Annotated in this window: 14 protein-coding genes; 4 read left to right on the forward strand and 10 right to left on the reverse strand. The window is 38.9% G+C overall.

Annotated elements, in window-relative coordinates:
- Window positions 1-2: 2 nt before the first annotated feature.
- From SULAR_RS02410 to SULAR_RS02435, 6 genes are all read right to left on the reverse strand, one after another.
- On the reverse strand, window positions 3-1301 hold the full coding sequence (locus tag SULAR_RS02410) for a DEAD/DEAH box helicase (RefSeq protein WP_008242625.1): 1299 nt from the start codon (window positions 1299-1301) through the stop codon (window positions 3-5).
- A 106-nt stretch (window positions 1302-1407) separates the two neighbouring features.
- Window positions 1408-1602: a lipopolysaccharide assembly protein LapA domain-containing protein gene (locus tag SULAR_RS02415; RefSeq protein ID WP_008242627.1), complete on the reverse strand. Its 195-nt coding sequence runs from the start codon at window positions 1600-1602 to the stop codon at window positions 1408-1410.
- Window positions 1603-1776: 174 nt separating this feature from the next.
- Window positions 1777-2634, reverse strand: coding sequence for an RluA family pseudouridine synthase (locus SULAR_RS02420; protein WP_008242629.1), 858 nt, complete (start codon window positions 2632-2634; stop codon window positions 1777-1779).
- 85 nt (window positions 2635-2719) lie between these two features.
- Entirely contained in the window at window positions 2720-3208 is a 489-nt protein-coding gene (locus SULAR_RS02425; RefSeq protein ID WP_008242630.1) for a GNAT family N-acetyltransferase, read from the reverse strand.
- 50 nt (window positions 3209-3258) lie between these two features.
- Entirely contained in the window at window positions 3259-6075 is a 2817-nt protein-coding gene (locus tag SULAR_RS11000; protein ID WP_008242632.1) for a helicase-related protein, read from the reverse strand.
- A 57-nt stretch (window positions 6076-6132) separates the two neighbouring features.
- Window positions 6133-6450, reverse strand: a complete 318-nt coding sequence (locus SULAR_RS02435; RefSeq protein WP_238536352.1) for a hypothetical protein — start codon at window positions 6448-6450, stop codon at window positions 6133-6135.
- A gap of 183 nt (window positions 6451-6633) precedes the next feature.
- Between SULAR_RS02435 and SULAR_RS02440 the strand changes: the two genes are divergently transcribed.
- Window positions 6634-7107, forward strand: coding sequence for a DUF2202 domain-containing protein (locus SULAR_RS02440; RefSeq protein ID WP_008242637.1), 474 nt, complete (start codon window positions 6634-6636; stop codon window positions 7105-7107).
- A 39-nt stretch (window positions 7108-7146) separates the two neighbouring features.
- Here SULAR_RS02440 and SULAR_RS02445 read toward each other — a convergent pair whose 3' ends face one another.
- Window positions 7147-8061 (reverse strand): cation diffusion facilitator family transporter, encoded by a 915-nt coding sequence (locus SULAR_RS02445; protein ID WP_008242639.1) that lies wholly within the window; start codon window positions 8059-8061, stop codon window positions 7147-7149.
- 8 nt (window positions 8062-8069) lie between these two features.
- Window positions 8070-8444: an ankyrin repeat domain-containing protein gene (locus SULAR_RS02450; RefSeq protein WP_008242643.1), complete on the reverse strand. Its 375-nt coding sequence runs from the start codon at window positions 8442-8444 to the stop codon at window positions 8070-8072.
- Window positions 8445-8727: 283 nt separating this feature from the next.
- Between SULAR_RS02450 and SULAR_RS02455 the strand changes: the two genes are divergently transcribed.
- The 3 genes from SULAR_RS02455 to SULAR_RS02465 are packed head-to-tail and all read left to right on the forward strand — an operon-like array spanning window position 8728 to window position 10541.
- The gene (locus tag SULAR_RS02455; RefSeq protein ID WP_008242645.1) at window positions 8728-10017 is read left to right on the forward strand and encodes a DEAD/DEAH box helicase; all 1290 of its coding nucleotides are present in this window, start codon (window positions 8728-8730) and stop codon (window positions 10015-10017) included.
- A 12-nt stretch (window positions 10018-10029) separates the two neighbouring features.
- Window positions 10030-10347 carry a DUF6172 family protein gene (locus tag SULAR_RS02460; RefSeq protein WP_008242646.1) on the forward strand — a complete coding sequence of 106 codons (318 nt, stop codon included), beginning with the start codon at window positions 10030-10032 and terminating at the stop codon, window positions 10345-10347.
- A gap of 50 nt (window positions 10348-10397) precedes the next feature.
- A complete protein-coding gene (locus tag SULAR_RS02465) occupies window positions 10398-10541 on the forward strand; it encodes a hypothetical protein (RefSeq protein ID WP_008242647.1) in 144 nt (47 codons plus the stop codon).
- A gap of 54 nt (window positions 10542-10595) precedes the next feature.
- On the opposite strand, the gene SULAR_RS02470 is transcribed toward SULAR_RS02465, so the two are convergent.
- Both SULAR_RS02470 and SULAR_RS02475 read right to left on the reverse strand, forming a co-directional pair.
- Window positions 10596-12263 (reverse strand): multiheme c-type cytochrome, encoded by a 1668-nt coding sequence (locus SULAR_RS02470; RefSeq protein ID WP_008242656.1) that lies wholly within the window; start codon window positions 12261-12263, stop codon window positions 10596-10598.
- 245 nt (window positions 12264-12508) lie between these two features.
- Window positions 12509-13651 (reverse strand): type IV pilus twitching motility protein PilT, encoded by a 1143-nt coding sequence (locus SULAR_RS02475; protein WP_008242658.1) that lies wholly within the window; start codon window positions 13649-13651, stop codon window positions 12509-12511.
- Window positions 13652-13746 lie beyond the last annotated feature (95 nt).

Raw genomic sequence — 13746 nt, forward strand, 5'->3', positions numbered from 1 at the left:
TTTTATTTTTTTCGTCCTGGTTGCTTCTTCTTTGTTTGAGCGCTCTTTTTTTGCGCACTTTTCTTCTGCATCTTTTGTTTATGAAAGTCAAATTTTCCTTTTCTCTCGATCAGTGACTTTTTCTTTGGCTGCTTTTGTCTTGGCTGTTTGTCTGTCAGTTCAAAACCTGGATAGATCTCTCTCTTGATATTCAGGCGTAAATTTCTTTCCATTTTAGAGAAAACATCATAATCTCTCGTGGTTAAAATAGAAATGACCGATCCCTTATGGTTCGCTCTACCGGTTCTTCCTACACGGTGTGTAAAGTCATCCGTCCCTTCAGGCATGTCATAATTAATGACCATAGAGAGTTCTTTGATATCTATACCCCTAGCCGCAATGTCTGTGGCTACCAAAACCTGTGTTTTCCCGCTTTTCAAAAGAGCCAGGGATTTTGCTCTGGCACCTCTTGTAAGGTCACCGTGTATAATGGAGGTACGTATATTTTGACTTCTTAGGTATTCATAGATCTTATTGGCAGACTCTTTTGTACTGGCAAATAACAAGACTTGATCTAAGTGCATATCCTGGATGAGTTTTGCTGTTAGTTCTGCTTTTCTGGCTTTATCAACTTTATAGGCTCTGTGTGCAATGAAATCAACAACATCCCTTCGTTGGCTTACTTCTACTATAGCCGGGTCACGTAAAAACTCTTTCGCAAGTTTTTTAATATTCTGTGAAATGGTTGCAGAGAACATCATAGTCTGTTTGGGTTGCACACAATGCTTGAGTATGCCTTGTATTTCACTTAGAAACCCAAGTTCAAGCATCGTATCTGCTTCATCTAAGATCACAGTATTGATGTAATCGAGGTTGATCTTTTTATCTTCTATGAAGTTTTGTAATCTTCCTGGTGTAGCAACAATAATGTCAGCTCCCTGGGAGAGCCTTTCAAGTTGTGCACTCTTGTGTATCCCACCTTGAATCTTTACATTCTTAATATCCAGATATCTGCTAAAATCGGTGATTGTACGAGAGACCTGGTCTACAAGCTCGATGGTAGGAACAATGATCAGCGCTCTCACAACTTTTTGGTCATGTTTTACGATTTTCTGCAGTTTATTGAGCAGGGGCAATACATAGGCGGCTGTTTTTCCCGTACCGGACTTTGATGCACCAAGTATGTCTGCGCCTTTAAGTGCCGGGGGTATGACCTTGTTCTGTATGACCGTTGTTTGCTCATACTTTGCATGAGCTATGGCTTTTAAAATATCGGGATGTAAATTGAGTTTTTCAAATGATTTGATGATATTTCCTTTCAAATCTATAGAGTAGTGATATAAAAATTAAATAGTTTTGTTGCCATTATAGCAAAAATGAGAACCACATCATAACCATATGTGTTCTATATAGGATATCATTGGAATATCAGTCACCTTTAAAGTGGGCATGCAAAAGCCAACCTATTGCGATACCAATAGCAAGCAGGAAAAAAATAAGCAAGGCACGCGACATTTGGAGAGACCAGAATAAAAATGTAATTTCTACTACAGCAATATTTTGAACAATAAACAAAACAACCAGCACTATCAGTGCAATGATAGAAATGATTTTAATATTCATGAAATCTCCTCTTGGGTTGATAAACTATTTTTTATAGGTTTTCTTGACCCGGAAAATATATACAGTATACCACAATTTAAAAAAGTGTGTAGAAAAGTAGAGAGTGTCACGGTGTTAAGAACGAGTCAAACTTTAGCATTGTAGTTTAGATATCAGATGAATGATATTACATATTTAACGTAAAAGTGCATAAAAATCCCTCGGAGCGTCTATTTCAAATGTTATAGGATTTTGCTTTAGAGGATGGATAATAGTCAGTTTTTGTGAATGAAGTCCCATTATTTCACCTTTGGTTCCATAACGTTCATCACCGATGATACTGTGTCCAAGCCAGGCCATATGTGCCCGTATCTGGTGCTGTCTTCCTGTCTCTATCCTGACTTCCAGTAAAGAGCGATCAGAGGTGCTTTGTTTTACTTCATAGTGGGTAATGGCAGGTTTTGCATCGGGATGTTTACCTACATGCATACGGTAGACTTTTTCATCTGTTCTTAAGGGCTGGTCTATGGTCCCCTTTTGCTCTTTTGGACAACCTTCAACGATAGCCAGATAGATTTTTTCAGAGTCACTCCATTTGTCCATGACAGCTTCTCTCATCTCTTTGGATGTTGCAAAGAGAAGTATGCCCGAGGTATCACGATCCAATCGATGTACAGGCCAGAGCTTCACTTCTTTTTTCCCACGGGAGAGTTGATTTCTCAGTATGGCAAGGGCATGGTGCTTGTTTTCTGTCGTGTTCCCCACAGATAAAAGCCCGGCAGGCTTATTAATAGCAATGATATCTTTATCTTGATAGATGATCTCAACCTTTTGTAGTGTCTGTACCGGTGTCGAAGCTTTTTTAACGACACCCACTTCTACCACATCATTGAGATGTAAAGAAAAATCATGTTTGGTAATAATCTCACCATTGACTGCAATATTGGAACCTTGTAAGCGCTGTTTGATAGTTTTTTTGGACCAACCTTTAAGGTGGTTAAAAAGAAAATCCAAGAGTTTGGATCTCTCTTTGACTATGAATTTTTCTGCCATTGTGAGTGCCTTTTTATTTTTTTCATATCTAGCTCTTTCTGTAAGGCACAATTAAATGCTTTTTCAGTGATAGTAGATTATGATATTACAGTAATTTTTCCATTTGATAGTCATCCATGACAAAACCTTCACCGATATCTTTGACTACACTACCGGAAATAACAAAACCAACTTTTTCATACATAGCAATGCTTTCTCTATTATACTTATTGACTGTGAGTGAAATTTTGTTAAGATCTTTTTTTTGAGCCAAAGCTTCCAGATAGGCTATCATTTTTCGTCCATACCCTTTACCACGTTCAGCCTCTGTTACATAGAATTTACTTAGGAATAGTGTATCGTGGAGAGGTTCCACACTCATGTATCCCAGAGGTACATTGTCATCCAGAATTAAAAAGTATAAAAAGCCATTTTTAATCTGTTCCGTCATTGCTTCAACGGATTGAAACTTCTTTAACATATACGCCACCTGATACTCTCCTATGATCGGTGTGTAATGTTCATACCATATCTGATAGGCAAGATTTTCAATACTCATGAGCTGCTCTTTTTTTGATACTTTGTTTATCTTCATACGTCTCTCATCACTGTGAATCTGTTTCAAATTCAATTATAGAGTATCGTTTAGCGTCGTTTTCGGCCGCGATAGCCACCATAGCTTGAAGATCCTGAACCTCTTCTGTTTTGATTATGACACTCATCACAAATAGAAAATCTGTAAGAAAAATCAAGTACCTTCCCACACCTGCGACACTGTTTGGTGAAGTGTCCTTGTCTAAGAGAATTTTCGATGAAGTTGTTCAGTCGTACTCTGGCTGCTACAGCTTTGTCAGTATCCTGAAAAATATCCGGGAATTTGAAAGAGAGCCACAGATAGAGTGAGATCTCTCTTACTCTGTCCTCTGCATTAAGCAGCATGTCATTGGTCTGTGCAAAAGCAGGAAGGTCTCGTGGCGGTATATAAAGTACTTTCCCTCCCGCTTCGATCTGACGGATATAACGGTGGAATACGGATTCTATATAGGGTGATGAGATACTTGCCGGTGCACAAGAGAGATAATAACGTGTTTTCAGATCCAGACTGTATTCACTGACAATAGCAGCTATCTCCAGCATAGAATCAATGTTAGCAGCGACAAAAGGACCTTCAAACTCCATATTTTCAGAAAAAAATGCAAGAATATCCAAAATATTATCTGTTTCGAGTATTTCACCGATGAGCATGACATGTTCTAAGCTGGCCATGACAGAGACAGGTAATTTAAGGTCTGGAAGCGGCATATGAAAAGCTGAAGTGATGGTATCCAGTGCAGTCTCATCCAAAGCACCTACATATCCTTTTTCTTCAAAACCGTAACGTCCTGCCCGTCCTGATATCTGGAGGACTTCTGTAGGAAGAAGTTCACGTCTGCGTAAGCCATCAAACTTGTTGTCTTTTGAAAAAAGTAGTGTCTTGATAGGGAGGTTAAGTCCCATAGCTATGGCATCTGTGGCGACGAGTATCTGGCTTTCACCTTCTCTAAAACGTCTGGCTTCTTCCCGTCTGACCTCAGGAGAAAGGTTACCATATACGACAGAGACAGAATATTTTTCGCTGAGTTGCTGTTTGAGTGAAAGAACATCTCGTCTGGAAAAAGCTACGACCGCGGTTTGGGGTTCTATATGCTTCATGGAAGTAGGGTTGGGCAGCATGGTGAGTTCATTTTTCCGCTCAAAATGGACAATTTCCAACTCTTCATCCAGATACTCACAGAGTTCTTTGACCGCGTGAAGTGCATCACTTGATCCTGTAAGTATGACTTTTCTTGCTGGTACTCCTATGAGTGCATTGGCCCAAGCCCACCCTCTGTCGCGGTCTGCGATCATCTGGATCTCATCTATGACACAGACATCCACATCAACAGAACCATTCATCATCTCTATCGTGGAAGAGATATGTGTAGACTCTTCGTCTAAGATCTCCTCTTCACCAGTGATGAGTGAAACCGCTATATCCTCTTTTTTGAGGTTCTCATACCCCTCAAGAGCAAGAAGCCTCAGCGGTGCAAGATAGTAACCTGTAGTCGCAGTTTGTAATTCTTGCATGGCTGCATAGGTTTTCCCTGAATTTGTTGGCCCAACATGAAAGATGATCTTTCTTTTAAGTTCACGTGCAAGAGGGAAAAGGTTTTTAAAGTCACGGATGGTTTTGGCAAGCAGCTCTTCACGTTTTTGCTTTTCAAGCAGAGGCCTGATGTATTCTCCAAAGTGAAAAAGTATGCGTCTTTTACTCTTCTCTTTGAATTTCAGAACATTCGAGGAACGTACCTGCGGTTCTACAAAACGTACAATGAACTCATGCAGTTTCTCATCTTCTATATCCAGTTTATCGCTCTCTTCTCTCATATCCTGCATGACATCATCTATGGCGACCCTGAAGTGCGCAAGCAGGTCATCATTGACCCTGTTGATATCCTCTTTTACAGGAAGTTCTTTGCCTCTCCAGATGAGATTATAGATAAATGGTTTTTCATAGGAAACAGAGGTATTGTAAAAGAGGGTGGTACCAAACAGATCATCGTTTTTCTCTTTCTCTATAATAATATGATCCGTACTTTCAAATACTTCATACTTATCACTGATCTTTGTTAATATCTTTTCAATAGTTTCAAATCCTATAGGTGCATGATAAAGTAGCGCCTCTGGGGGCATGCTTTTGAGAGCAGTGGTGATCTCCTGCTCTGCCAGATAGGGATGTTTACCATCTTGAACATGTTCAAGAAAAGTTTCTATCTCCGCATTTTTTTGGTTGATGGTCACTTCTTTTAGGGTTTCAAGTTTAGTGATGATCTCTTCATCGTTCAAATTCCAGAGTTCATCCATATTGAGGGTTGGCGTTGTACAGAGAAGCAGTTTATTGAAGTCAAAACTTTTCAGGGCAAAGGTAAAGCTATGGTAGAACTCCATTTCATTCAGGGAATTGAACACGACTTCCAAGGAGTTTTCAAGTGTATGAAGTCGGCTTCTCATACGTAAGTAGGTAAGTTTATTGCGTACCTTTTCTTCAGTGATCTTGCTACTTTTAACGTCGATGAATGCTTCAAGGATCAGGTTCTCTTCATGTTTGGTGTAGGTAGTATCACCTAAGAGTTGGAGGATCTTCTCTACTTTATCTGAGGGACGTTTATGACTTCCGGAATAAGGTACCGCTTTGTAGCGCTGGGTAAGGTAAGAGACTATCTTTTCTCTAGATACTGCATCACCTTCGCTCCAAACACGTCTGAGTGCACGTATCATCTCTTCTTTGGTATGGGAGGGAAGCCGGAGTTCAAGAAGCATAATAAGCTCTATGAGTTTATCTTCATCCAGTGTAGTTACACCTTCTTCAAAAGGGAGTCCATTAAAATAGTTTCGTATTTTATTGTTGAGTTTTATAAAGTATTTTTTCTTTTTCTTTGCCATAGTCTTCTATCATTCTTTATTTTGACTAAGTATAACATGAAAAAGTAACCCTTGTGTCTAGTCAATGGTTAAAATATCAACCAATTCCACTCCATCACACTCTTTTTTGATACGTTTATGTTTACGGGCATCCTCTTCAGCAAGTACCAACAAGTCTGCAAAATCATTTTTATTTACGGTCATTTCATAGATGACTTTGTTTGTTCTTAAGTAAACCTCTGTATCCTCTTTACAAGAGAGAGTAAGATTTCTCAGCCCTTTGGCAAACTCACCCTTAATGGCTTTTTGAATTTTTTCATTCGCCAGTATATCAACAAGACTCACTGTTTCATTTACATCATTTTGACACATGACCGTATACATCACTTTTATCATACCTTCCACCTTATGCTCCTTTTTATTGATAGTGTCCAATGATAATATATTTTTTTTAATTGTAGAAAAAACATGTCATATTGTCATGTTTTTGAACTCAATTAAGACCTTCATGCTTAATTCATACTTCTTTTTTATAATGAAGCAATAAAGAATAATGGAATGCTTAGAAAGGATGTAATCATGAGTAGTAAGCCAGATTCAACTTCAGTACTAACTGAAGAACAAAAAGATATGCTTTTTTTCATCTATCAAGAAGAAAAAGTGGCCAGAGATGTTTATATTACATTGGGTAAGATTTATAATAGTGAAAACACTTTTAGATTAATGCACATTACAGAACAGAGACATTTGGATTGTGCAAAAAAACTTTGTGATATTTATGGTGTTGATACTTCATCTGTAGATGAGAGTGTGATTGGTGTATTTGAATCACCAGTTTTAACTATGCTTTATGATACTTATATAGAAAAAGGGAAAAGTTCACTTCGTGATGCATTGGAGATGTCTGAATTTATTGGAGCTTCGGATGTTGATATGCTCGAACATGCCTCAATAGGTATGCCAAGTGATGTGGTATCTGTATATGAAAAACTTAAAAAAGGTAATATAAACCACTTAAATACCTTCCATACAGCCATTTCTAGAGCTGCATAAAGGTGTTATGATCTCCTGCTTTAGTTGGCGTTTTAAGGTTTAAAATTTACATTCATCACGATTTAAAATACAAGTGTAATCATCTGCTTCATTTTCGATCTGGATAGTGGCATGTGAAATGTCAAAATGATGATGAAGATGTTCTTGTATCTTTTCCAAGAAACAATTGTCAATCAACTCATGGGTCGTTACAAGATGTACGGTCAGGGCAGTTTCTGTAGTACTGAGTGCCCAAATATGCAGGTCATGTATCTCGGTTACATTTTTTAGACCAGTGAGATAGTTTTTGATATGCTGAACATCTATCCCCTGTGGTACTGCATCGATGGAGAGATCTATGGAATCTTTCAGCAAACTCCATGTCCCGATCAAGATAAATAATACAATGAAAAGACTGATAACAGGGTCGAGCCAAAGCCAGCCTGTTATCATAATAGCGATACCAGCGACTACAACACCTAAAGAGATAGCTGCATCAGCTGCCATATGTAAGTATGCTGCCCGGATGTTAAGATCATGTTTCTGACCTTTTACAAAAAGTAATGCTGTTGCGGTATTGATGACCACACCAATAGCAGCAACAACAATAATAATCATCCCATTCACAGGTTCTGGAGAAGAGAGTCGTTCTATGGATTCCCACGCGATACCACCTAGTGCTACAAGAAGTAATACCGCCGAAACCAAAGAAGCCATGATGGTGACCTTTCGTAAGCCATAGGTTCTTTTGTGCGTAGGATGTTTTGTTGACAGATAGCTTGCACCCCATGCAAGCATAAGGCTCAGAACATCACTGAAGTTATGCCCGGCATCTGCGATAAGTGCAAGGGAGTCAGCAAGCAGCCCATAACCGACTTCAATGATCACAAAAATGACATTGAACGCAATGCCTATGGCAAAAGAGCGGTTATAATTGTTTATTAGATGGTGATGATGAGAATGGTTGCCTGACATTTTATCTACTATTTGAAATATTTTAGCATTGATTCACGGCCAAATTTTTGAGCAATCATTCCAGCTGTTCCACCTCTTTTATTGGCGATAGTAACGTCAGCACCTTTTTCTATAAGAAAGGCACATATTTCTGGCATATCATCCATAACAGCTTCCATAAGCGGAGTCCATCCTACACCATCTACTTTATCAATATCAGCACCTTGTTCCAAAAGATATTCAACCATGTCTCTTCTGTCTCTTCTTATGGCAATATGAAGCGGGGTCCATCCGTATATATTTTGAATATCAGGATCCATGCCATTTTCAAATTCTCTTTTAAATGCTTCTAGATCATTATTATAGACAATTTCTTCAAGTCTTAAAAAATCTTCATCTTCCATAGTCGTCTCCTCATTATTTGATAGTATTATATTGTAGCAAATAAACTGAGAATTGCAGATGGATAATAAAATGTGAAATATCCTGAAATATAAAATTATCATTACTATAAAATTACGCTATAATATCATACAATTTAAGCGTACATCGGTCAACGACTTCTATTTACCCTGACTATAGGGGAAAATGCCCTTGGGGTACTACAAACAAATTTAAACAACTAACTTAGCCTAGGACCGACCTCTCATAACAGATGGTAGGCTCGTTCATAAGGTATAAAATACAATGTCATTTACAAACTTGGGGTTATCTGAACCTCTTTTAAAAGCGATCAAAGAGCAGGGCTATGATACACCTACTCCCATACAACAACAAGCTATTCCTGTCGTGATAGAAGGAAAAGATGTCTTGGCTGCAGCACAAACGGGTACAGGAAAAACAGCAGGATTTACACTGCCATTGCTAGAAAAACTTTCTAAAACACAGCCAAAAATGCATAAAAAACAGATACGTGCTTTGGTACTTACCCCTACACGTGAACTTGCAGCACAAGTGGCTGAAAGCATTAAAACCTATGGGAAACACCTCCCTTACACTTCTACAGTGATCTTTGGCGGGGTGGGTATAAATCCTCAGTTGGCTGCTATCCGAAAAGGTGTGGAGATCGTTATTGCCACACCGGGAAGACTGCTTGATATAGCAGGACAAAAGGGTATAGATTTTTCTGCACTTGAGTGTCTCATTCTAGATGAGGCGGACCGCATGCTAGATATGGGATTTATCCATGATATTAAAAAATTGATGAAACTGATGCCTCAAAAGAGACAAACGCTGCTTTTTTCAGCTACCTTTTCAGCGGATATCAAAGCATTGGCAGAAGGACTTCTCAACGACCCTATACTGGTAGAAGTAGCACGTCAGAATGAAACGGCAGACCAGATAAATCAGGTGATACACTTCGTAGATAAAAGAAGAAAGAGAGAACTGCTTTCACAGCTCATTAAGGTAAAAAAGTGGAAACAGGTTCTGGTCTTTACACGTACAAAACACGGTGCCAATAAGCTGACCAAAGAGCTTGAAGAGTCCGGTATATCCGCGGCGGCGATTCATGGAAACAAAAGTCAGGGTGCAAGAACCAAAGCTCTGGCTGCTTTCAAGGCAAATGGGATCCGTGTACTTGTGGCCACCGATATCGCAGCAAGGGGGATAGATATAGATCAGCTTCCTCATGTGGTAAACTATGAACTCCCAAATGTACCGGAAGATTATGTTCACCGTATAGGTAGAACAGGCCGTGCAGGGAAGAGTGGTGAGGCAGTTTCACTTGTATGTATAGATGAACATGAATTGCTCAAAAATATCGAAAAGTTTATCAAGTTGGAGATCCCAAAAGTAGATATCCCAGCTTTTAGACCAGATCCGAACATTAAGGCTGAACCTATCCAAAATGGAAGAGGTGGTGGAAAAGGCCGGGGAACTAGCGGTAAAACCTCACGTAACAAATCTCGAAGCAGCGGTAGTCGTGAGGATGCCAAAAGCAGTAAAAGTAATAGAAATCGCAACAGAAACAAATAATAAGGATTAATTATGAAAAAAATATTTAAACTCACAGATGAGAAAAAACATGAAGACCGTGTACTTGAAGCAGTCAAACATGAGATACGCAAGTATGTAAAACGTGAAAAGAAAAAGAAACTTGATGATGCACAGAACACCTACTGGGACTTTGATTGTAAAATTGGTGTAACTCCTGATACTGCAAAAGTCGTAGAGTATGATGCACTGATCAAAGAACTGGATGCAGTAAAAGCAGACGGTGCCACAGATTGTTATATTGAGATACTTGCCAAAGTGGTTCAAAAACCAACAAAAGAAACTGATTTAGAAGAAGATGCAGCCGAATAATACTATATAATATAAAGTTAGCTATAATTTCGTAAAAAAGGATCACTAATATGAAAAAAATTACTATAATAGCACTCTTGATGAGCCTAGGTATGATCATGTCAGGATGCTCAAAAACGTGGAACGGTATCAAGCAAGATACAGGCGAAGCCTGGGATGCGTCTAAAAAGGCAGTGCATAATGCAACTGCCTAGTAGAGAGCTATTTGAAGTATAGGTACTAGGTATTTCTACGCAGTACCACTAATTTTATGGGACTATAGATACGGTATCCGTTGAGATAGTCTCATATCTATTCGTTGTACTGGCATCAAGTGCTTTCATCAGAGCGACTTCAGGCAATTCAGTATTTTTATACAGATCTTGAGCAAAACCATAAGAGAGTGTTTGATAGTGTAATGTAGCAGTGATAGTATACCTGTCTACTGGTAGTGCTATTTCATACCCTACAGTATCACTCCCCCCAATAAAGTCATTGTCGATTTCCGCTTTACCATGTGGATTAATAGTTTCAGGTAAATTCACATCATTTTTATCAAGTCCCTTTGGCAAAATACGGTTGTCTTTTAGATAATGCAGGGCATGTAAGAGAATGTAGGTCATATTATCGTCTGTATCCTGTAAGATCGTTTCATAGATCTGCACTTGTGAAGGATCAGTGATCTTCTCATAATGGGGTTCATAGGTATTGGTTGCTGTGTCGTATACCACACCAGTAATCTGACCTTCACTGTTAATGGCACCTGATTCAAACACAATATCATCGACACTGTTTTTGACTGTCACATGAATCCAGGCACGGCGTGAGGGAAAACCTGTCGGGAACTTGTGACCACTGTGGTTTGTGATCTGAACATCAAAATTGAGCAAGCCATTTTCAAAGCTCCATTGTGTGATATTGAGATCAGCTGCGGCCTTAAGAAACTCTCTGGTATCAGTGATGCTCTCATTAAATCTTGCTTCATCTGCCAAAACCCCTAGTTTAACACGGTTGTTCTTGAGGATCTCAAGCATATAGGTGTTGGCACCAAGGAACTTGTGCTGAAAGAATGGGGCCCTTTGTGCTAAATTATTACCTTTTGTAGAAATGACCACACTACCTTCAGCTTTTGGCATGTGGCAGTCTTGACAGCTTTGTGTTCCATTGAAGTCACTGTACTCCCATTCGGTATAAGCAGCTTGTTCTGGGAAAGTCTCATCAGTGATCGTTCCATCTGTAGCAATGACGGGAGTCTCGAGGCTATGGCAGCTGGCACAGAGCTTGGATTCATTCATATGGGGACTATATTCTGGTGTAAATTGGACACTATTCTGCATAGGTCCAGTTCTAGGATTCATAAATGGGCCATAGATCTTACGATCAGTACCTGTATTATTTGTATCTATAACAAAGCCACCGGTAAAGCCTTCAGTTGTACCCAATTGGGGAGTGTTTTCTATTTGATGACAGAGTGTACAGCTGACCCCTTGCATTGCAGCATCGTAATAGTAGTTGTCATGGTTCAAAAATCCATCTCCTGACAGTGAAACCGTATCACCATTATAGGTTGCTTCTACATTGGCCATAGGCGTGTGGCATCGGCTGCATTTACCTTCGATAATTTCTTTATACTCAGGATGTTCTTTGACCTCGGTGGCCACTTTTGCCTTCCATAGCGGATCGGTCGCTGCATTGGCCATCATTGTACCTTGCCATGCTTTGACGATAGAGACATCTGTACCATTGGCATCAGTTATACCATTATGACACTGTGCACAATTCTGTGAACCGCTAAAGTGTGTTGTGGTAAAAGAATCATTATGTAGAAGAGTATCAGGTAGAGATGAAGGGGTATCTCCACTTGAACCACCACCACAGCCTATAAGCATGAGATTACTGAAAACTATAAGAAAATATGCTGTTTTTTTACCAAACATGATGACACTCCTTTTAATAGAAATGAGATTGAAAGAAATGGATAATCGCAATAATATCAGTCTCTTTCAAATTATTAAAACATATGAATAGACAAATGTTTCACAGCATTTCTATCATTATAACAAATCAGTGTTAAGTGAGTATAAAAGTTCAAATAAGGAAAAAATTTGGATCTAGTAGTAGTTGTTGTTTAGAATAAAAATGAAGGGAAAAAGTATTTAACTTCTTTCCCTTCATTTTGTGATCACTCCTCTTTGAGCATAGGGGCATCATCTTTTGATTCAGGATGGAATTTCTCTTCATACTCTGTACTGACTGTGAACATTAATTTAAGATCAGCTGCGCTGCTTGCATACTGGTATGCCTGTTCTTCAGTGATCTTTTCTGCCAATGTAAGATCAAAAAGTGCACGATTAAAGCTAATGGAATCAAAACTGATACGTTCTTTTTCAAGAGCATCCGGGATTTCATGATCACGTTTATTTCGAATCAGTTCTTGGATTTGAGGACTTTTAAACATGAGTTCCACAGCAGGAACCATTTCTCCAGAAATCCCTTGGATAAGACGTTGAGAAATAACGGCTTCCAGGGTTGCAGCAAGTGTTTCACGTACACGATTTTGCTCTTCGTTCGGGAAAATAGCGATAATACGGTCAACAGTTTCTCTGGCATCTAGTGTATGAACCGTAGTAAAAACAAGGTGCCCTGTATTAACAGCTTGTAAAATACTTTCAGCCGTTGCCATATCACGCATTTCCCCAACGACAATAATATCAGGGTCCTCACGCATTGCTGCACGTAAAGCAGCAGAAAAACTGTTCGTATGCAAGCCTAGTTCACGTTGTTCTACGATTGATTTTGCATCATTGTGTACATACTCTATAGGATCCTCAATAGTGATGATGTGACGTGGATATATTCTATTAATCTCTTCTATGATACTTGAAAGGGTTGTAGATTTACCACTTCCCGTTGTCCCTGTAATGAGAACAAGACCACGTCTGAGATGAGTGAGCTTGTGTAAGGCTGTCGGGAGGTTCAGCTCTTCTATGGTTTTAATATAGGAAGGTATAAGACGGAAGGCTAGTGCAAAACCACTAAGGTTCATTGAGATGTTGATACGGAAACGGTAGTTTTCATCAAGTGCATAAGCACCATCAAATTCTTTAGTTTCCATAAATTTTTCATAAGCATCACCCATTAACATCTTAACAATGGATTCAATGGTCTTTGCATCTAATTTCTCATTAGATAAAAGAACGATGTCACTTTTTATACGTGCATGAATTTGGCTATTTGATTTAATATGCAGGTCAGCGCCATTGGCTTCAATTAGCATATTTAGCCAAGAATCCAATCTCTCTTTTATATTTTGTGTTAAAGACATAGTTTCCCTCCATTTTTTATATCTATTTATATTATACTACTGCTTATTTGCTTATATTATAGAGAAAGATGAAAAAAAGATAAATTAGAGTATAG

It is taken from the genome of Sulfurovum sp. AR (assembly GCF_000296775.1).
In the GTDB taxonomy this organism is placed as follows: Bacteria; Campylobacterota; Campylobacteria; order Campylobacterales; family Sulfurovaceae; genus Sulfurovum; species Sulfurovum xiamenensis.

Excerpts from the sequence above, each read along its gene's own strand:
- SULAR_RS02465 (WP_008242647.1), top strand. The coding sequence starts at position 10,398 with ATGAAAAAAATTACTATAATAGCACTCTTGATGAGCCTAGGTATGATC.
- SULAR_RS02455 (WP_008242645.1), top strand. The coding sequence starts at position 8,728 with ATGTCATTTACAAACTTGGGGTTATCTGAACCTCTTTTAAAAGCGATC.
- SULAR_RS11000 (WP_008242632.1), bottom strand. The coding sequence starts at position 6,075 with ATGGCAAAGAAAAAGAAAAAATACTTTATAAAACTCAACAATAAAATA.
- SULAR_RS02440 (WP_008242637.1), top strand. The coding sequence starts at position 6,634 with ATGAGTAGTAAGCCAGATTCAACTTCAGTACTAACTGAAGAACAAAAA.
- SULAR_RS02445 (WP_008242639.1), bottom strand. The coding sequence starts at position 8,061 with ATGTCAGGCAACCATTCTCATCATCACCATCTAATAAACAATTATAAC.
- SULAR_RS02460 (WP_008242646.1), top strand. The coding sequence starts at position 10,030 with ATGAAAAAAATATTTAAACTCACAGATGAGAAAAAACATGAAGACCGT.
- SULAR_RS02420 (WP_008242629.1), bottom strand. The coding sequence starts at position 2,634 with ATGGCAGAAAAATTCATAGTCAAAGAGAGATCCAAACTCTTGGATTTT.
- SULAR_RS02470 (WP_008242656.1), bottom strand. The coding sequence starts at position 12,263 with ATGTTTGGTAAAAAAACAGCATATTTTCTTATAGTTTTCAGTAATCTC.
- SULAR_RS02475 (WP_008242658.1), bottom strand. The coding sequence starts at position 13,651 with ATGTCTTTAACACAAAATATAAAAGAGAGATTGGATTCTTGGCTAAAT.
- SULAR_RS02435 (WP_238536352.1), bottom strand. The coding sequence starts at position 6,450 with ATGATAAAAGTGATGTATACGGTCATGTGTCAAAATGATGTAAATGAA.
- SULAR_RS02450 (WP_008242643.1), bottom strand. The coding sequence starts at position 8,444 with ATGGAAGATGAAGATTTTTTAAGACTTGAAGAAATTGTCTATAATAAT.
- SULAR_RS02415 (WP_008242627.1), bottom strand. The coding sequence starts at position 1,602 with ATGAATATTAAAATCATTTCTATCATTGCACTGATAGTGCTGGTTGTT.
- SULAR_RS02425 (WP_008242630.1), bottom strand. The coding sequence starts at position 3,208 with ATGAAGATAAACAAAGTATCAAAAAAAGAGCAGCTCATGAGTATTGAA.